Below are 17,972 nucleotides of genomic sequence, written 5' to 3' on the forward strand. Positions count from 1 at the left end.
GTGCCCCAGCGCAGGCAAAATCTACTGGACTCGCTATCCGTTTTCGATGACTGCAAACCGACCTACCGCTGGGGGATGGCGCTGGTGCGCAGGAGACGGGGGGGGTGTAGAGGCTGAGCCATACTGGGAGTTGGCAAACCAATCACCACCCGACTACCCCGACGATCAGCGCACTACGTGGTGAACCTCAAAGTGTGGCGGCAACCACCCGCCGGGGCGGGGCTGTGTTTTATGGTAGTCTTTGCGGCTCAGCGTGGTGACAGCGGCAAACTTTCCTAGCAGATCAGACGGGTGACTGTGGGTGCTGGTGCTTTTTTAGGCCAAATTTTGGGGGCACACTTGGGCTTATGCGGTTTATGCGGTTGGAGTACTTATCCGTCGGGCTATCCCTTCGAATCGGGCGCTTCAAGCAACCGAAACACCGAAATTGACACGCACAGGGTCATACAGTGGGGGAGCGTGAAATATGCGGGCTAGCCTCCCCTTGGCCGCCGATCATTCCGTTAGGGAGCGCTGCCTCGGGGCGTGTTGGCGCAAAACATGGTGGGCCATTTCAAGTGCAAACTGGATCGGGGCAGGGCTGTCTTGCAGTGCCGAGGAAATGAGCGCCCCATCATAGAGGATCATCATTTTTTCCACTACCGTATCGAGCTGTCCCCGTTTGACAGACTTGGCCAGAACGTCGGAAAAAATGCCGCGCACATGGGCTTTGTGCCGATGTGCCCATTGGTAGGCGGGCGAGTCGGGCAGGGGCGATTCGGCCACGGCCAGCACGAACGCGCAGCCTCGAAACTTCTCGTCCTGTGTGAGCTGTTCCAGGTAGCCAAAGATGCCGTCGATCTTCTCCCCCGCAGATTGCCCGCTGGCCGCAATCGCCGTGAGCGCCACCACGGTGACATCGTGCTTTTCGTTCAGGTACGCATGGATCAGGTTGTCTTTGCTGCGGAAATTCTTATAAAGCGTTGCCTTGGCCACGCCCGCGTCTTCAATGATGCGATCCACCCCTACGGAGCCGATGCCGTTTCGGTAAAAGAGCTCGCCGGCCACCGCCATGATGCGGTCTTTTCCGCTGCCGACAGCCGCAGGCTGTTGGGCGCGTTCATCCGCCGAAGAGATCGTTTTAGAAGGGGGTTTGGCTCTTCATTTTTGGTCGAAATTGTTGCGCATATTGTGCGCTGACCTCCTGGCAGGCCGGGTCCTGCCGACTCAGGAACAGTGCCGCCAGGTCGTTCTTGCCTTCCGGCGTGTGTGCAAGTGCGGCCTCCCGCAACGAAACCTGTGTGTTCATCATCAAGACGCTCGGCCTGCGCGCCAGCTTCTCCGCTATGGCTTGCACATGCGCGGCCAGCTCTTCCGGCGCGACCACGTCGGTGACCAAACCGTAGGCAAGCGCCTGGGCACCGGTGATACGGCGCGCGTTCAGCACCATGTCGGCCGTGCGGGTGACGCCGATGTACCGGGTCAGGCTGTTCATGCCGCCCATGGAAAACGGAATGCCGAAGTCGAGTTCCGGGACCGCGAAAACAGCGTCTGGCGTGGCGTAGCGCAGCTCGCACAGCGTGGCCAATACCAGGCCGGCACCCGCTGCGTGCCCCTGCACTTGGGCGATACGCACCACGGGCGCCGCTTCAATCTGGGCGAAGGCCTTGGCCATCTCCTCGCTGGCGATCCATTGGCTGCGCGTGTCTGCGTTAGCGGTTTGCGAGACGTCGTAGCCGGCGCAAAAAGAAGGCCCGGCGCCGCTGAGCCAGAGCACGCGGGCCTCGGGACGGTACGCCAGCTCCTGGACGGCCTGAACCAGGTCGCGCAGCAGCTGCGCATTGACGGCATTGCGCTTGTCTGGCCGGTTGAGCGTCACGTAAACGATGCCCGCCTCAAGGCGCGCTTCGACGGTTTCTAGGGAAAGGGTGGTGCTGTTCATGGCGTGGTGGTGAACGGATGGCAGGGAGATAGGGGTTCAGGCGCTGAGCACCAGCTCGCCGCCCGCGACAGCCGACTTGCCATCGTCGGTCAGCACCTGGAAAGGCACGTACAGGCCCAGCGGGCCCTCCACGGCAGCGCCGGCCTGGACCTCAATGGCTCCGGGCACAAACACCATGGCGCGGTAGTCCCCGGCAATACGGCGAATGCGGGTCATGTCGCCGTCTGCAAAATGCTTCGTCAGCACAGACACCGCATGAGCCATCGTCGCCGCGCCGTGCAGGATCAGGCCCGAAAGACCCGCCTTGCGCGCCACCGATATGTCGGTATGGAAGGCGTTGTAAGCGCGTGCGCATTCCGAGAACACGTGGCAGGCGTTGGGGTGCAGCACGATGCGTTCGCGTAGGGTGGGCGCGTCGCCAAATGGCGTGCGCTGCAACGGGGTTACGCCGGCCACCTCGGGGCCGTCCACCTCCACGCCGCGCATCACGGAGCGAAACAAGGTGGTGCACACCGGTTCGCCGCCGCTGGTCGTCTCAATGGTTTTTTCCATGAAGGCGCCGGCGCTGTGGCGGTACAGCGCCGTGATGCGGGCTGTGGTGGAGATGTGCATGCCGGTGCGCAATGGCTGGTGCATCGTCTGCACGATGCCGGCAGCCACGCCGCGCATGCGCTCGGCGTCGGTCAGCGGCACCGAAGCCATGACCTGCTTGGTCGCTTCCCATTCGGTGTAGCCGAGGTACAGCGGATGCACCTGGAGGGCGCCTTGATCCGTGGCATACAGCCGCGGGTTGAAGTCGTCAATGGCGGCGGCAAAGTTCATCGCCCAACGGGGGTCGATGGTTTCTTCGGCGGGGGTCGAGATCTGGTTTCACAGGAAGACGGAATAGGCATGGTGGCTCTCGCGGGTCAATGGGTAGGCGCAGCGCGCAGCGTCGGGTCCGTGACGAACTGGCGCGCATCGTCGGGCGTCATGTGGGCGATCTCGGTGAGTACCTCAAGCGTGTTCTGACCAGGGCGCACGGTGCTCGCCTCGGGCAAGTCGAACGCGGGGCTGAGCCGCACCGGGCTGCCGGCAACCTGCCAGGACTTGCCCGCAGGGGCGTGCACGTCTGCCACCATGCCGCGCACTCGGGCCTGCTCGCAATCCAGTGCCTCCGAGGCGTTGCGCACCGGAGCGGCAGGCACCCCCACTGCGGCCAGTTCGGCGGCAATTTCTTCCTTGCCGCGCTCGGCCAGCCAGGCGAACAGTACCGGCTCGATCAAATCCTTGAAGTGGGTGGATCGCCCGCTGCCACTGTTGAGACGCTCGTCCACCCCCATCTCGGGGTGGCCCATCAGCTTGCACAGGCTCTCCCACTGCCGATTCGGGCCCACTGCGATACAGACCCAACCGTCTTTGGTGGGGAAGTAGCCATAAGGCGCCAGGTTGGGATTCACGCGCTGGCCGTAGAGCAATTCGCCGCCGGTCATGGACGCGACGCCCAGTGCCATCTCATTGAGCGAAAGCATGGAGTCGTACATGGCGATGTCCACCAAGCTGCCTTGCCCCGTGGTGTGGCGGCGCAGCAGCGCCATCAAAATACCGGAGACCGCATGCATCGACGGAAACAGGTCGCCGAGCGCCGGTCCCACCGGTCGGGGTGGCACGCCGGGGGTGGGCGACTGCGACAGCACGCCCGCCATGGCCTCGGGGACCAGGTTGAAAGCCGGCCAATCGCGATTGGGCGAAGCGGTTTGACCAAAGCCGGAAATTGCGCAGAAGATCAGGCGGGGGTTGGCCTTCATCAGCACTTCAGCGCCAATCCCCAGCTTGTTCATCACCCCGGGGCGGTAGTTCTCCACCACGACGTCTGCGCCTTTGGCCAGTTCAATCAGGGCATCGCGTCCTTCAGGGGAGCGCAGATCCAGGCAGACACTGCGCTTGCGGCGATTGAGACGCAAGAAATAGCCGCTGATCTCTTTGTCATCGTCGTCCTTCAAGATCGGATGCAGCGTGCGGGTTTCCTCGCCGCCCAAGGGCTCCACCTTGATCACATCGGCGCCGGCATCGGCGAGCAGCATCGTGGCGTAGGGCCCAGACATGAAACGGGTCAAATCGAGCACCACGATGCCCTGCAATGGGGGGATGGAAGAGGTCGTCATGGGAATCTCCTTAAGGGTTTGGCGTTAACTGTGGCTGGGTCGCTCACGAGCGTGATTTCTTGCGCCGCAATGCGTTCGGCATAGTGGCAAGCGACTTTGTGCCCTGGGGCAACTTCGTGCAGGACCGGGCGTTCGGTATCGCACCGCGCTTCCTGGCGAAACGGGCAGCGGGTGTGAAACCGGCATCCTTGGGGCGGGTTGGCCGGGGACGGCAGGTCCCCGGTGAGAAAAATGCGCTTGCGGTGCAACTCGATTTCGGGATCCGGGATCGGCACCGCCGACACCAGCGACAAGGTGTACGGGTGCATCGGGTTCTGGTACAGCTCGTCCGAGGGTGCTTCTTCGACCAGCGCGCCCAGGTACATGACGCCCACGGTATCGCTAATGTGGCGCACCACAGCAAGGTCGTGCGCAATGACGATGTAAGTCAGGACCATGTCGGCCTGAAGCTCTTTGAGCAGGTTGATCACCTGCGCCTGCACCGAGACGTCGAGTGCCGACACCGGTTCATCGGCAATGATTAAGTCGGGGCGCAAAGCAATGGCACGCGCAATGCCGATGCGCTGGCGCTGGCCGCCCGAGAACTCATGAGGAAAGCGCTGCGCGGCCGTAGCTGGAAGGCCCACCGCATTCAGCAATTTGCGCACGACGGCGCTGCGGGCCCCCGATTCGGGCAACATCCCATGCACCCGCAGGGGCTCCAGCAGTGCCGACTCCACGGTCTGGCGCGGGTTCAAGCTGGCCATGGGGTCTTGAAAGACCATTTGCATGCGCCGGCGCAACTTGCGCATCGGCTCTGGTGCCAGCGTACGCAGGTCGACGCCATCGAACTCCACGGTCCCCGCCGTGGGTTCGATCAAACGCAGAAGCGACCGCCCCAGCGTCGACTTGCCACAACCGGATTCGCCAACCAGTCCGTACGTCTGGCCTTTCTCAACCGAAAAACTGACGCCGTCTACGGCACGGACGGCTCCCACTGTTCGGTCAAAAATAATGCCTTGCTTGATGGGGAAGTGCACCTCCACCGCGCGCGCTTGAATCAAAGACATGGGGCACCTTCTTCTGAGTAGGCTGAAGCTTTGTCCGCCCCCAGCGGGGCAGCGTGCAGGCAGCGGTGAACGGTTTGGCCTTCGGTGCGCAGCGCAATCTCGCCTGAAAGGCAGTCGTCTTGGCGGTGGCTGCACCGAGGTGCGAAGGCACAGCCTTTGGGCCAGGGGACGGCGTTCTGCACCGATCCTGGAATAGGCCTGAGGGGTTCGCTGCGCGGCCTGTCCATGCGCGGAATGGAGTTGAGCAAGCCCTCTGTGTAGCGGTGGCGTGGCGCAGCAAACAGCGCCCGACGTGGCGCCGATTCGACCAGACGGCCTGCATACATCACGTTGACTTCGTCGCACATGCCCGCGACCACGCCCATGTCGTGCGTGATCATGACCATTGCGGCGCCGGTCTCGTGCATCAAGGCGCCCAGCAGATCCAGAATCTGCGCCTGAATGGTGACGTCAAGCGCCGTGGTCGGTTCGTCAGCGATCAGCAGACGTGGCTTGCACGCCAGGGCAATGGCAATCAAGACGCGTTGGCGCATGCCGCCCGAGAGCTGGTACGGGTACTGGCCCAGGCAGCGCAGCGGATCCGGGATACCAACCTTGCGCAAAAGCGATTCGGCCTCGCGCCGGGCCTCGGAGGCTTTCAGCCGCTGGTGGCGCACCAGGACTTCAGTGATCTGCACGCCAATGCGCACCACCGGGTTCAGCGAGGACATCGGATCCTGAAAGATCATGGCAATGTCTTTGCCTCGGATGTCACGCAAGGCGTTTTCCGGCATGGCGAGCAGGTTCCGGCCCTCGAACAAGACCTCGCCTTCGATTCTCGTGTTGCGTTTGGGCAAGAGCCCCATGATGGCCAGGGAAGTGACCGACTTTCCGCATCCGGACTCGCCCACCAGACCGACCGAAGCGCCCGGCTCGACCTGGAAGGATAGTCCATCTACGGCCCTCACTGGGGCGCTGCCTTCGCGCGTAAAAGTCACCGAGAGATTGCGAACTTGGAGCAGGCTCATGGCTTACCTCCGGTACTTCGGGTCGAGCGCTTCGCGCAGCTGCTCGCCCAACAGGGTGAAACCCAAGGCCAGACAGCACGATGGCAGTGCCCGGCAAAATGGCCAGCAGAGGCGCAGTCGCCAACGCATTCTGGGCGTCGGTCAGCATGCGGCCCCACTCTGGCGTGGAGGGGTCGGCGGTCGAGAGCCCGAGAAAGGCCAAGCCGGCCGCATCTATGATGGCGGTTGCCAGAAAGAGTGTCCCCTGCACGATCACCGGTGTGACCGAGTTGGGAAGGATGTGCCGCAGCGCAATCATGTGGCCCTTGACGCCAATCGAACGGGCCGCAACCACATAGTCGGCGTCGCGCTGGCTGAGCATCTGCCCGCGCAGCAGCCGGGCAAATATCGGCACACTGGTCACGGCCACAGCAATCATCACCGAGGTGAGACTCTGGCCCAGCACGGCGGCAACCGCGATGGCGAACAGCAAGGAAGGCACTGCCAGCATGATGTCCATCAGACGCATGATGACGCTGTCCACCCAGCCGCCCATGGCGCCTGCGAGGAATCCCAGCAGCAGACCCACCGAGGCACCCAGCAGCAGCGACACCACGCCGATCAGCAAGGAATGGCGCGCCCCCCAGATGAGGCGCGACAGCACATCGCGCCCCTGGGTGTCGATGCCCAGCCAGTGCTCCGCCGACGGACCGGGATAGACCCCGGGCGCACTTCGCTCAGCCACTGGTTGTTGGCCGGGCTAAAGGCGCGATCCACGGAGCGAGCAGCGCCACCGCGACAAAAACAGAATTAGTAGCAGGCCGAACCGGCCCGAGCCACTGGCTAGAACGCGCAGAAACGCTTCATGCCAAAGGCCACGGGTCAGGGGTACTTCGCCGCCCTCTGGCAGCAGGAGCGCGGCTCCGGTGCGGGCGGAGGGCTCGGAAGCAGGCGAAATTGGAACCGTCGGCATCAGTGAACCCTCACTCGGGGGTCAACCAAGCCGTAGGCCAGGTCGACTAACAGGTTGACGCAGACGTACAGCAGTCCAATGACGATCACAAAACCCTGGATCGTTGGATAGTCGCGCACCAAGATGGCGTTGGCGACAAACCGCCCAACGCCGGAAAACGAGAACACCGTTTCCGTCAGCACGGTGCCGGAAATCAGCGCTCCTAACTGAAGACCAAGAATCGTCACCAAGGGAATCAGCGCGTTGCGCAGGATGTGGCGAAACGTGATGGTGGAGGCATACAAGCCCTTTGCCTGCGCCGTACGCACGTAGTCTTCGTTCACGACATCCAGCACCGAGGCCCGCGTAATGCGTGCAATCAGCGCCATGGGAATGGTGCCCAGCGCGATGGCAGGCAGTACCAGGTGCTTCAGAGCACTCCAGGCGGCCGGCCAGTTGCCGGTCACGATGCCATCCAGCACGTAGAACCCGGTCGGATGCTCGGCGACTATTCGCGCGTCCAGCCGGCCCGTTGTGGGCAGCCAGCCGAGCTTTACGGCGAACACATACTTGAGCAGGTAGGCCAAGAAAAACACCGGGATCGTGATGCCCAAAAGTGATCCGAAAACCGATATCTTGTCCAACCGCGACCCATAGCGCCGCGCTGCGAAGTACCCGAGCGGCACGCCCACCAGAATGGCGAGCAGCAGTGCGCAGACTGAGAGCTCCAGCGAAGCGGGGAAGCGGGCGATCATTTCCTCGGTCACCGGCCGGTTGGACTGCAGCGAATTGCCGAAGTCTAGCCGGGCAGCCTTGCCAAGAAACTCCAAATACTGCACGTACACAGGCCGGTCCAGGCCAAGAGATCGCTCAATAGCTGCAATGTCTGCAACTGTTGCGTCTTCGTTCGCAAGGGCTTGCGCAGGACCTCCCGGCAGTACCCTCACCCACGCGAAAATCAGCAGTGAAAGACCCAGCAACAGCGGGATCATCTGGAGCAGTCTTCGGAGGATGAAGCGGAGCATGGTGTGTCCTTAGTTGGCTGTGGTTCAGTGGTGCACCGACGCCATGCTTTCCTGTGCAATCGGCGACGCAACGAATCCCTTGGTACCGGCTTTGAACACCAAATGGGTCGGGGCGCTCACGAACGGCACACCGGGCGCCAGCGCCATGATTTCGGCACTGATTTTTTGGTACTGCTCGGCGCGTTTTTCCAGATTCACTTCCGTGCGTGCAGCTGCCAGGCCGGCGATGATTTCCGGAGACGTCGCCATCCGCCCGTTGATGAACAGCGAATCAAGGAAGTCAGAAGCATCAGCGTAGGTTCCTAGGCGACCCACGATGTAGATGGGAGCCTTGCCTTGCTGCAAGCCGGCCACGTACTGGGTGTCCACGGCACGGCCTTCACGACCACGTTCACCCCGACTTTTTCCAGGTCGGCCTTATACGCTTCCATAATGGCTTTGGGATCGGGCATGTAAGCGCGTGACACGCCTGTGGGGTACCAGAATTCAATCGTCGGATTGGGGTGCCCTGCCTCTGCCAGCATCTTGCGTGCAAGTTCCGGATCGTACGAATACGACTTCAGATCGGGGTTGAAACCCGGGACATCCGAGGTCAGGAACTGCGTTGCCAGTTTCGCACCAGCAGGGTACTGGGATCTGACCAGCGCCTCACGGTTCACGGCATGAGAGAGCGCCTGCCGCACCTTCAGGTTGTCCAGCGGGGGAGTCTTGTTCTGAAAGCCCAAGTAACCCACGTTGTACCCTGGTGCGCTCGACCACTAGGTATCCCTCACCGCGCAGCGCTTCCACGTCCTGCGGCGCCGCAGCGTCGTAGCCGTCGATCTCGCCGCTCTCGAGCGCCTGGCGCCGCGCTGGCCCGTCGGGAATGGCCTTGAAGATCAGGCTCTGGATGCTCGCCTTGTTGCCCCAGTAGGCGTCGTTGCGTGCCAGCACCAGCTTGTCGCCACGCTGCCATTTGTCGAACTTGAACGGACCGGTGCCCGTCGGATGTTCGGTGCCGAACTTTCCGGGGAAACTGAACGACGCCCCACTGATTTCCACACTGTCGCCGTACTCCTTGATGGCGGCCGGGCTCACGATGCCGAAATAGCGCGAGGCCAAGGCCGGGATCAACGCCGACGATGGCTTGGTCAGATGAACCACGGCTGTTTTTTCGTCGGGCGCTTCGCACGACGCGTACAGGCTGGATTTTGGCGAGCTGGGCAAATCCTGGGTCGCGAACCCACCGAATACGTTCTGCCAGAACGTGCTCAGGCTCAAGGTCTGCTGCACGTTCTTGAAGTTGTAAAGACGGTCAAAGTTGAAACACACCGCTGCAGCGTTAAAGGGCGTGCCGTCGTGGAACGTCACACCGTCACGCAGCGTGAATCGGTAGGTTTTCCCATCTTCGGACACCGTGTGGGCACTTGCCAGTCCGGGAACAACCTCAGCAGTTCCGGGCTTGAGCTGCACCAGCGTTTCATAGATCTGATCCAGGATACGGAGCGTGTCGCCGTCGTACACATAGGCCGGATCCAGCGTTCGTGGCTCGTTCGCAAGGCCAAACACGAAGGTCGGAATCGACTTGTCTGCGGCTGCAGGCGCGGCTGGCGCGGCTGCGGTGGATGCAGAAGGCCCAGCGGGCTTGTCGCAGGCGACCAGTGCGCCAGCCAGCATGGTGGCAAGGCCGATGGTGGTGGTACGGCGTGCAAAGTGGGAAAAGGTCATGGTCTGTCTCCTGGGAGAAGGGAGGATTAGTCTTTGTCGAAAAACTTCATGGCCATCCAGCCATGTGTGAAGGCAGCGCCCGCACGCAGCGCCGAAGCCACCATGATGGCTTCGGCCACTTCGGCCTGGGTTGCGCCTGCCTTCTTGGCACCCGCTACGTGCGCTTCCATGCAGTAGGGGCACTGCGTGGTGGCAGCGACACCGATGGCGATCAGTTCGCGCGTTTTCACCGCCAGTCGGTTCTCGCCTTCAGCAAACGCCACCTGGTCGAATTCGATGAAAGCCTTGAACGCCTCAGGTGCGCCAGTGCGCAGTTGCTTGCTGAAGGTGTGGTCGGAGGGTGCGTGGTAATGCATGAGTAAACCATTCATGTAGTTAAGGAAAGTGAATGAACTGTACAGACCTGTCTGTTCATTTACTATTCGGGTTAACCCTGATTTCGCGTTCCCGATGGGACAATAAATTTCTTCAGTTGGACGGATACCCCGTATCTCGTGCTGCGAAAAAATGTGCACGAACGAACGACTGAGTTGAGACTCAGGCCGAAAGGTGTCGGATTTCTTGGGGGTCGCCTGCCGCGCCGCACCACAACAAAGGAAACTCTGCATAACTCCCGCTGAAATGTGCTGACAAAAATGCTCATTTGCTATAAAATACATAGCATGGAGCAAACCGCATTGAAACTCAATCTGAGCGCCAAGAAAAACCCGCAAGCGCGAGTTCCTGGAGCAGATGGACCAAGTCGTTCCGTGGGCAGCGCTGGTCGAACTCATCGCGTCCTACTACCCCAAAGACAAGAAGGGCCGCCCGCCTTTCTCGCTGCAAACCATGCTGCGCACACACTTCCTTCAGCAAGGGTTCACCCTGTCTGACCCCGGCATGGAAGAAGCCTTCTTCGACACCCCGCTGTACCGCGAGTTTGCGCAGCTTGAAGAATTCGCCCGCCTGCCCGATGGGAGCACTATCCTGCGCTTCCGCCATCGGCTGGAAAGAAGCAAACTGTCCGAACAGATCCTGGGCACAGTCAACGACCTGCTGACCCAGCGCCGCTTGCTGCTCAGGACAGGCACCGTGGTGGACGCCACCCTCATTCCCGCACCCAGTTCCACCAAGAACAAAGACAAGGCCCGTGACCCCGAGATGCACTCCAGCCAGAAAGGCAACCAGTGGCACTTCGGCATGAAGGCCCACATTGGAGTCGATTCAGAGTCCGGGTTAGTCCACACCGCGCGAGGCACCTCTGGCAATGTGCACGACGTGCTTGAGCGCAACAGCCTGCTGCACGACCAGGAAGAAAACGCTTACTCCGGGCTGCCGAAGAACACAGCCCTAACCCGGCGCAGTCGTTACGACCTAATGCAAATTCACCAAGTAGTGCGCTGATCGTCAGGGTACTCGGGCGGTGATTGGTTTGCCTGGTCCCAGTTCGGCTCAGCATCCACACCCTTTCCCTGCTCCTGCGATTTCTGCGCACCACACTCATCCCACAGCGGTGGCCCACGGCTTTGCCAGGGTGCGCTGCGACGATTGTGGTGCCGATTTTCTGGTCGCCTTCTCCTGCAAAGGCCGTGGCGTCTGCCCTTCATGCAACACCCGTCGCATGGCCGCGGCCGCTGCGCACCTGACGGACCATGTATTCCCCGTCTGCCGGTGCGCGATTGGCGATTTGACGGGCGAGCCCATGCTGGCCCATCGCGCCATGGCGCAGGGCGAGATGGTGGCCGAAATCATTTCGGGTAAACGCCGCCATTTCGCCCCTGCGGCCATTGCTGCCGTCTGCTTCACCGACCCCGAAGTGGTGGTGGCAGGTCTTGCGCCAACCGACGCCGCCAAGGCTGGGCTGGACTGCATCACCGCGCAGTTCCCCTTCGCCGCCAACGGCCGTGCCATGACGCTGGAATCCACCGACGGTTTTGTGCGCGTGGTCGCCCGGCGTGACAACCACCGCATCGTCGGCTGGCAGGCGGTAGGGGCTGGTGTGTCGGAGCTGAGCACGGCCTTCTCGCATTCGCTGGAGATGGGCGCTACGCTGGAAGACGTGGCGGGAACCATCCACGCCCACCCAACCTTGGGTGAAGCGGTGCAAGAGGCGGCGATGCGGGCGCTGGGGCACGCGCTGCATATCTAGTTTTGCGGCAAAGTCTTAAGGAAAATGGGCCGCTAGCCCTCGTGCAATATAAGACTGGTGCTATGTTTACGGTAGCTATTGGGTGGTGAATGTACGTTGCACATCATCCTTTGGGCGGGACTGGTGGACCGGACATTCGTTCCCTTGGCCCACACTCGCGGGTTGATTTTTTTGGTTCTACAGGTGTTGGTTCGTCAACACCCTCCAAACCAGGCTGAGTTTGTCCGATTGGCCGGCTTTGCTGCGAGAGTTGACAAATTCCAGAAGGGACAGCAGCCGTTCGATCGGCTACGACAGGCGGCGGTTTAACGCCGCCGATCAGCGCAGCGCATAGCGCGTCCGATGGACCGGCTTGTTGAAGCTGTGCAACGAGAGAGGAGCGTTGGAGTTCCAATGAACAGCAAGAAACACAAACCTTATTTCGAGATCAGCATGCTTAGGTGGGCAGAAAGCGCCAACATCTGCTGCTCATGCTCCGCGGCTGGCACTCGACCCGGGTTGGAGATGTTTGCGCGGATGGTCTCTAAGACAGCATTCGCCGCCTGTAGTTTTGCGAGACTCACCTTCCCTTCAATGACCTGCGGCATCGAATCCAGGATTCCGGTAGCGGACTCGATCATCTTTCGCTGCGAACCCTCCACGGAATCCTTAATTTGCGCAAGCAGACGGTCCGCGCGGTCTGCATCTTTCTTTGCCGAGGCGGCGAACCACACAGATACGACAACTGACCCCAAAGGAATCAGCCAATCCTTGAGAAGCGCGAGAAGAGAAGCATCGTTCATGCAAGACATCCTTCAGGTGAGAAAGCTTTAACAATCAGCGTTTATCTACCGCGCTACAGTGCGCGCAAGAAGCGAGGACGTGATTCGCGGCAGATAAACCATGTTGGACTGAAGCGCCATTTGAGGCGGTGGTGTGTGTGCTTTGGGCTATACGGGATTTGAGCCAATCCCCTGCTTGTGTCAAGAGATTATGACCCAGTCCAGTGTCGTTGCTCACCGTGCAGACTGCGCCCGCAGCGTTCCTGATCGCCGGACTTGCGTTGCCACGTCGCGCGTGCGTAATGCGCGCAGTGTCCAAACGGTGGATGGCGTAGCGTTGCCCCAGACACCACCTGGCGTGGTGCCAGTGCCGCTTGATCGGTGGGCATCTGCAATGCCACCCAGGCCACGCTCACCGCTTTGCGCTCGCAGTCAGCATAGATTGCATCCGATAAATAGGCCTATAGCCCTTGTCGAGTATCGGTAGTGCGCTATGGAATTCGTAGTAATGTCGTGTTCGCTGCCTACTCTGGCTGCCCGGCCATGGCGTCAAAAGTCTTTATGCTTTTGACGCCACGCGAGCCTGCTGGCGTTTACTTCCCAAACAACTTGGCAACATGTTGCCAACCGCGCATCAGAAATCCAGCGCGCTCCACATCAGCCTGCGCAACGAGTGGCGTTTCGCCCACCACTTTGCCCTTCGAAGTGGCAATCACTTTGCCCACCACAGTGCCCTTGGCGATTGGTGCCTCCAGGCCCGGCGTGATCTCCACCGCCGTCTCCACCGTCTGGCCGCGCGGCACGGTCAGGCTCCAAGGGGCTGCCAGACCCGCGTCGACCATGTCAGCCTTGCCGAAGCTGACCTTCGCCTTGGTGATCACGGTGTTCGGTTGAATCGGGGTCGCCTTCTCGAAGCTGCTAAAGCCCCAACCTAGCAGCGTGCGGGTCTGGTCAGCACGCGCCTGGGCGCTATCGGTGTTGAGAATGACGGTGATCAGGCGCATGTCGTTGCGCTTGGACGAAGTGACCAGGCAGTAGCCGGCTTCTTGGGTGTGGCCCGTTTTCAGTCCGTCAACGCTGGGGTCGGTGTAGAGCAAGGCGTTGCGGTTGCCTTGCTTGATGCCGTTGTATTTGAAATCGCGTTCCGCGTAGATTGGATAGTAATCCTTGCTGTCACGAATGATGGCCCGTGCCAAGATGGCGAGGTCAAGCGCAGACGACTTGTGCTGCGGGTCGGGCAAACCCGTGGGGTTGACGAAATGTGTGTTCTTCATGCCCAGGCGCTGGGCTTCGGCGTTCATCAGCTTGGCAAAGCCTTCTTCGGAACCGGCCATGTGCTCGGCAATGGCCTTGGACGCGTCGTTGCCCGACTGGATGACGATGCCGCGCAGGATGTCTATCACTGTGGCTTGGCTGTTGAGCGGCAAATACATGCACGACTCGGTGCTGGACCCACGGCACCACGCGTTCTCACTGACCGAGACCAGGTCTGTTTGCTTAAGCTTGCCGGAGCGCAGCGCTTGCTCGACCAGAAAGCTGGTCATCATCTTGGTGAGAGACGCCGGCGGCAGGGCTTCGTCCGCGTTGGCCGAGGCAAGCACTTCGCCAGAGTCAGAATCCATGATTAGCCACGCCTTGGCAGGCAGTGCCGGTGGGTTGCCCGCCAAGCTGATCTGGGCAGCAAGTGGCGGCAGGGCGTTCAGAGCGGCCCGGGCTTTTTTGGCAGCCGCGGGTTTGGTAGCCTTGTGGCCGCGCGCGAAGGATGCCGAAGCAGGAACCAGGGAGGCAGCAGCGATTGCCAGGACGAGAGGGAGGATGGAGAAAGTCTTTTTTTGCATTGTGTTTTTGGGTAGAGCGTTGATTGTCGTAGATCGGCCTTCTCGCACTCGCTAGAGATGGGCGCCAGCCTGGAAAACGTAGCGGGCACGATCCATGCACACCCTACATTGGGTGAGGCGGTGCAAGAGGCCGCGATGCGCGCATTGGGTCACGCACTGCACATCTAAGGCCGCCCAGCGGCTGGCGCGCTATTGTGCCGTGGCCTGGCGCACGGCGTGCTCCCAATCCGCCATGCGGGCTTGAGCCTGGTCTCTGGGAAGAGTGGGTTCAAAGCGACGCTCTTCACGCCACTGGCTGCTCAGTTCCTGGGTGCTGGAATACAACCCGGTACCCAGGCCAGCCAGGTAGGCGGCGCCCAGGGCCGTGGTTTCAATCACGGCCGGCCGCACCACCGGTATACCCAGCAGGTCTGCCTGCATTTGCATCAGAAGGTTGTTGGCGCAGGCGCCCCCATCTACGCGCAATTCACGCACCGGCTGTCCACCCTGCGCAATCGCATCGCGGCCCATGGCGTGCAGCAGCGCGGCACTTTGGAAGGCAATGCTTTCCAGGGCCGCACGGGCGATGTGGGCCATGGTGGTGCCACGGGTGATGCCGGTGATGGTGCCGCGCGCCTGTGGGTTCCAGTAGGGCGCGCCCAAGCCAGTGAAAGCCGGCACGAGCATCACACCGCCGGTGTCGGGTACCGACTCGGCCAGGGCTTGTACTTCGGAGCTGGAGTGCACGGCACCCAGCCCGTCGCGCAGCCACTGCACCACGGCGCCACCCACGAAGACGCTGCCTTCCATGGCAAATTCGGGGGTTTTCCCAACCTGTGCCGCACTGGTGGTCAGCAGGCCATTTTGTGAGAGTTGAAATTTCTCGCCGGTATGCATCAACATGAAACAACCCGTGCCATAGGTGTTCTTGGCCATGCCGGCGGTAAAGCAGGCCTGGCCAAACAGGGCGCTTTGCTGGTCGCCGGCCATGCCACCAATGCGGATGGGTGCGCCCAGCAAATCGGCCTTGACGCTGCCAAAGTCGGCGCTGGAGGGGAGCACTGTGGGCATCAGGCTCGCGGGGATGTTCAGCCACTGCAGCAACTCGTAATCCCACTGGTTGGTGTGCACATTGAACAGCATAGTGCGTGAGGCGTTGCTCACATCGGTTGCGTGGTGAGCCTGTGCCCGTGTGCTGTCATCGCAACCGCCTGTCAGTTGCCACAGCAACCAGCTGTCCACGGTGCCAAAGGCCAACTCGCCGGCCAGCGCTTGCGCACGCGCGCCGGGCACATGGTTCAGCAGCCACTGCAGCTTGGTACCCGAAAAATAGGCGTCAACCAGCAAACCCGTCTTGGCCTGAATGACCTGTGCCTTGCCATCTGCGCGCAATTGGGCACAAGCAGGTTCGGCGCGGCGGTCTTGCCAGACGATGGCGTGGTGGATGGGCTTGCCGGTGCGCCGGTTCCAGACCACCGTGGTTTCCCGCTGGTTGGTGATGCCAATGGCGTGAATGTCCCGCGCACCCAGGCCGGCTTTGGTCAGCGCCGCGCGGGCGGTTGCCAACTGGGTTTGCCAGATGGCCATAGGGTCGTGTTCCACCCAACCGGGCTGCGGGTAGATCTGGGGTAGCTCTTGCTGGGCCATGGCCACACGGTGCCACCTTGGTCAAAGACGATGCTGCGCGAGCTGGAGGTGCCCTGGTCAAGTGCGAGCAGGTAAGGCATGCAAGAGGCTCCGATAGAAAAGGGAACAATAATGCCAGCATAGCGAAAAACGCCGCATGAACCAAACCGCTCAACCCTTGCCAACCGCGCGCGCAGAACTACTGGCGCGCTTGAAGACACCACACACCTACGACCTGGCCGTTATTGGAGGGGGTGCTACCGGCCTGGGTGTGGCGCTGGACGCTGTGCTGCGTGGCCTGAGCGTGGTGTTGCTGGAGTCCCACGACTTTGCCAAAGGCACATCGTCGCGGGCCACCAAACTGGTGCACGGCGGTGTGCGCTACCTGGCGCAGGGAGATATTGCCTTGGTCAGCGATGCGTTGCATGAGCGCACCAACCTGTTGCACAACGCGCCGCACCTGGCCCAGCCATTGCCCTTTGTCATGCCGTCCTACCACTGGTGGGAGACGCCCTTCTACGGTGTGGGCCTCAAAGCCTATGACCTGCTGGCTGGCAAGGCGGGTTTAGGCTCCACCGAATTCCTGAATACCGCACAGACACGCGCCTACCTTCCCAGCGTCAACCCGAAGCATTTGTGCGGCGGTGTCAAATATTGGGATGGCCAGTTTGACGACGCCCGCCTGGCCCTGGTGCTGGCGCGCACGGCCGCTGCCAGTGGGGCGCTGATGGTCAACTACTGCAAGGCAGAGGAACTGATCCATGTGGATGCACAGGTTGCGGGTGTGCGGGTACGGGACACCGAAACCGGTGATGTGCTGGAAGTGCGCGCCCGCTGCGTGGTCAACGCCACGGGCGTGTGGGTGGATGCGCTGCGCCAGCAAGACAGCATGGCCTGTGGCCGCACCTGCAGCCCCATGGTAGAGCCCAGCCAGGGCGTGCACCTGGTGGTGGAGCGCGAGTTTCTTCCGGGTGACCACGCGTTGCTGGTACCCAAAACAGCGGACGGACGCGTTCTGTTTGCCGTGCCTTGGCTAGGCAAGGTCATATTGGGCACAACCGACACGCCCCGCCATGATCTGGCGCGCGAGCCCGAGCCCTTTGCCGAGGAAGTGGCCTTTATCCTCAGCGAGTCGGCCCGGTATCTGCAGCGCGCTCCCCAGCGCAGTGATGTGCGCAGTGTCTGGGTGGGGTTGCGCCCCTTGGTCAAACCTGCTGAAGACGATGGTGCCGGTACCAAAGGAATCAGCCGCGAGCACACCGTGGCCATCAGCCGCTCGGGCCTGGTCACCGTCACCGGCGGTAAATGGACCACCTACCGCTCCATGGCGGAAGATGTGGTGGCCAAGTGCGTCGCTGCGGGCTTGCTGCCGACGCTGCCCGATTCCAGTACCGCTCACCACGCCTTGGTAGGGGCACCGCCGCCTGGCGCGGTGACGGTTCGCATCAGCGAGGCACCTGGCACCCATCTGTATGGCAGTGAACGGGACGTGTTGGAACAGTTACCCGGCGCAACACGCATGCTGGCGCCCCATCTGAGCGAAGCGATGGTGCGGTTTGCCGCGCGCTATGAATATGCCCGCACCGTGGAAGATGTGCTGGCGCGGCGCAGTCGGTTGTTGTTTCTTGACGCCCGGGCAGCGGCAGCGGCAGCGCCTGGTGTTGCGCAGGTGCTGGGCGAAGAGCTGGGGTGCACAGTGACCGTGGATGAATTTCTGGCGCTGGCAGAGCGCTACGTCACCCTACCCTGAGCGGGGGCAGGGGTGCGACGCGGATTAGTTCAGGAAAGACTCTGCGCGGGTTTCAAGGTCATCAGCACCATTCAATTGGAGTCAGCATGTGGGAGGAACGCCTTGT

The 17,972-nt window shown here is 61.6% G+C and carries 12 protein-coding genes and 7 pseudogenes; 5 read left to right on the forward strand and 14 right to left on the reverse strand.

The genetic code is table 11. The annotated features are described in order from the left end of the window. Window positions 1-495: 495 nt before the first annotated feature. The 11 genes and pseudogenes from IPI80_RS17865 to IPI80_RS17915 form a co-directional block, all read right to left on the reverse strand. Window positions 496-1,053 (reverse strand): TetR/AcrR family transcriptional regulator, encoded by a 558-nt coding sequence (locus IPI80_RS17865; RefSeq protein ID WP_413862468.1) that lies wholly within the window; start codon window positions 1,051-1,053, stop codon window positions 496-498. A 67-nt stretch (window positions 1,054-1,120) separates the two neighbouring features. Then, window positions 1,121-1,921 carry an enoyl-CoA hydratase/isomerase family protein gene (locus IPI80_RS17870; RefSeq protein ID WP_413862469.1) on the reverse strand — a complete coding sequence of 267 codons (801 nt, stop codon included), beginning with the start codon at window positions 1,919-1,921 and terminating at the stop codon, window positions 1,121-1,123. Between the two features lie 36 nt (window positions 1,922-1,957). Continuing rightward, on the reverse strand, window positions 1,958-2,743 hold the full coding sequence (locus IPI80_RS17875; RefSeq protein ID WP_413862470.1) for a MaoC/PaaZ C-terminal domain-containing protein: 786 nt from the start codon (window positions 2,741-2,743) through the stop codon (window positions 1,958-1,960). A gap of 86 nt (window positions 2,744-2,829) precedes the next feature. Next, on the reverse strand, window positions 2,830-4,065 hold the full coding sequence (locus IPI80_RS17880; RefSeq protein WP_413862471.1) for a CaiB/BaiF CoA transferase family protein: 1,236 nt from the start codon (window positions 4,063-4,065) through the stop codon (window positions 2,830-2,832). Beyond that, window positions 4,062-5,114, reverse strand: coding sequence for an ABC transporter ATP-binding protein (locus IPI80_RS17885; RefSeq protein ID WP_413862472.1), 1,053 nt, complete (start codon window positions 5,112-5,114; stop codon window positions 4,062-4,064). Before IPI80_RS17885 ends, IPI80_RS17880 begins: the two co-directional genes overlap by 4 nt. Next, window positions 5,105-6,121 (reverse strand): ABC transporter ATP-binding protein, encoded by a 1,017-nt coding sequence (locus tag IPI80_RS17890; RefSeq protein ID WP_413862473.1) that lies wholly within the window; start codon window positions 6,119-6,121, stop codon window positions 5,105-5,107. The genes IPI80_RS17885 and IPI80_RS17890 overlap by 10 nt, the downstream gene beginning before the upstream one ends. A gap of 88 nt (window positions 6,122-6,209) precedes the next feature. After that, a pseudogene (locus tag IPI80_RS17895) lies at window positions 6,210-6,845 on the reverse strand (ABC transporter permease); the annotation flags it as partial. Between the two features lie 227 nt (window positions 6,846-7,072). Further along, window positions 7,073-8,077, reverse strand: coding sequence for an ABC transporter permease (locus IPI80_RS17900; RefSeq protein WP_413862474.1), 1,005 nt, complete (start codon window positions 8,075-8,077; stop codon window positions 7,073-7,075). Window positions 8,078-8,101: 24 nt separating this feature from the next. Continuing rightward, the gene (locus IPI80_RS17905) at window positions 8,102-8,446 is read right to left on the reverse strand and encodes a hypothetical protein (RefSeq protein ID WP_413862475.1); all 345 of its coding nucleotides are present in this window, start codon (window positions 8,444-8,446) and stop codon (window positions 8,102-8,104) included. Then, window positions 8,380-9,784: pseudogene (locus IPI80_RS17910) on the reverse strand (ABC transporter substrate-binding protein). Before IPI80_RS17910 ends, IPI80_RS17905 begins: the two are co-directional and overlap by 67 nt. 26 nt (window positions 9,785-9,810) lie before the next feature. Then, window positions 9,811-10,155, reverse strand: coding sequence for a carboxymuconolactone decarboxylase family protein (locus tag IPI80_RS17915; protein ID WP_413862476.1), 345 nt, complete (start codon window positions 10,153-10,155; stop codon window positions 9,811-9,813). Between the two features lie 291 nt (window positions 10,156-10,446). Between IPI80_RS17915 and IPI80_RS17920 the strand changes: the two are divergent. The 3 pseudogenes from IPI80_RS17920 to IPI80_RS17930 all read left to right on the forward strand — a co-directional run. Further along, window positions 10,447-11,089: pseudogene (locus IPI80_RS17920) on the forward strand (IS5 family transposase); the annotation flags it as partial. A gap of 187 nt (window positions 11,090-11,276) precedes the next feature. Next, window positions 11,277-11,446: pseudogene (locus IPI80_RS17925) on the forward strand (transposase zinc-binding domain-containing protein); the annotation flags it as partial. Next, a pseudogene (locus IPI80_RS17930) lies at window positions 11,439-11,912 on the forward strand (dihydrolipoyl dehydrogenase); the annotation flags it as partial. The pseudogenes IPI80_RS17925 and IPI80_RS17930, both read left to right, overlap by 8 nt. Before the next feature lie 416 nt (window positions 11,913-12,328). Here IPI80_RS17930 and IPI80_RS17935 read toward each other — a convergent pair. Beyond that, entirely contained in the window at window positions 12,329-12,694 is a 366-nt protein-coding gene (locus tag IPI80_RS17935) for a hypothetical protein (RefSeq protein WP_413862477.1), read from the reverse strand. Between the two features lie 572 nt (window positions 12,695-13,266). Then, entirely contained in the window at window positions 13,267-14,511 is a 1,245-nt protein-coding gene (locus IPI80_RS17940; RefSeq protein WP_413862478.1) for a D-alanyl-D-alanine carboxypeptidase family protein, read from the reverse strand. Between the two features lie 33 nt (window positions 14,512-14,544). Here IPI80_RS17940 and IPI80_RS17945 point away from each other — a divergent pair. Next, window positions 14,545-14,679 (forward strand): annotated as a pseudogene (locus IPI80_RS17945) (hypothetical protein); the annotation flags it as partial. 21 nt (window positions 14,680-14,700) lie between these two features. On the opposite strand, the pseudogene glpK reads toward IPI80_RS17945, so the two are convergent. Further along, window positions 14,701-16,217 (reverse strand): annotated as a pseudogene (gene glpK, locus IPI80_RS17950) (glycerol kinase GlpK). Window positions 16,218-16,273: 56 nt separating this feature from the next. Between glpK and IPI80_RS17955 the strand changes: the two are divergent. Then, a complete protein-coding gene (locus tag IPI80_RS17955; protein ID WP_413862479.1) occupies window positions 16,274-17,866 on the forward strand; it encodes an FAD-dependent oxidoreductase in 1,593 nt (530 codons plus the stop codon). The last annotated feature ends 106 nt before the right edge of the window (window positions 17,867-17,972 follow it).

This window comes from Candidatus Aalborgicola defluviihabitans, assembly GCF_016705985.1.
Classification (GTDB): domain Bacteria; phylum Pseudomonadota; class Gammaproteobacteria; order Burkholderiales; family Burkholderiaceae_C; genus Allorhodoferax; species Allorhodoferax defluviihabitans.

Excerpts from the sequence above, each read along its gene's own strand:
- IPI80_RS17955 (WP_413862479.1), top strand. The coding sequence starts at position 16,274 with ATGAACCAAACCGCTCAACCCTTGCCAACCGCGCGCGCAGAACTACTG.
- IPI80_RS17870 (WP_413862469.1), bottom strand. The coding sequence starts at position 1,921 with ATGAACAGCACCACCCTTTCCCTAGAAACCGTCGAAGCGCGCCTTGAG.
- IPI80_RS17875 (WP_413862470.1), bottom strand. The coding sequence starts at position 2,743 with ATGAACTTTGCCGCCGCCATTGACGACTTCAACCCGCGGCTGTATGCC.
- IPI80_RS17890 (WP_413862473.1), bottom strand. The coding sequence starts at position 6,121 with ATGAGCCTGCTCCAAGTTCGCAATCTCTCGGTGACTTTTACGCGCGAA.
- IPI80_RS17915 (WP_413862476.1), bottom strand. The coding sequence starts at position 10,155 with ATGAATGGTTTACTCATGCATTACCACGCACCCTCCGACCACACCTTC.
- IPI80_RS17940 (WP_413862478.1), bottom strand. The coding sequence starts at position 14,511 with ATGCAAAAAAAGACTTTCTCCATCCTCCCTCTCGTCCTGGCAATCGCT.
- IPI80_RS17885 (WP_413862472.1), bottom strand. The coding sequence starts at position 5,114 with ATGTCTTTGATTCAAGCGCGCGCGGTGGAGGTGCACTTCCCCATCAAG.
- IPI80_RS17880 (WP_413862471.1), bottom strand. The coding sequence starts at position 4,065 with ATGACGACCTCTTCCATCCCCCCATTGCAGGGCATCGTGGTGCTCGAT.
- IPI80_RS17935 (WP_413862477.1), bottom strand. The coding sequence starts at position 12,694 with ATGAACGATGCTTCTCTTCTCGCGCTTCTCAAGGATTGGCTGATTCCT.
- IPI80_RS17865 (WP_413862468.1), bottom strand. The coding sequence starts at position 1,053 with ATGGCGGTGGCCGGCGAGCTCTTTTACCGAAACGGCATCGGCTCCGTA.
- IPI80_RS17900 (WP_413862474.1), bottom strand. The coding sequence starts at position 8,077 with ATGCTCCGCTTCATCCTCCGAAGACTGCTCCAGATGATCCCGCTGTTG.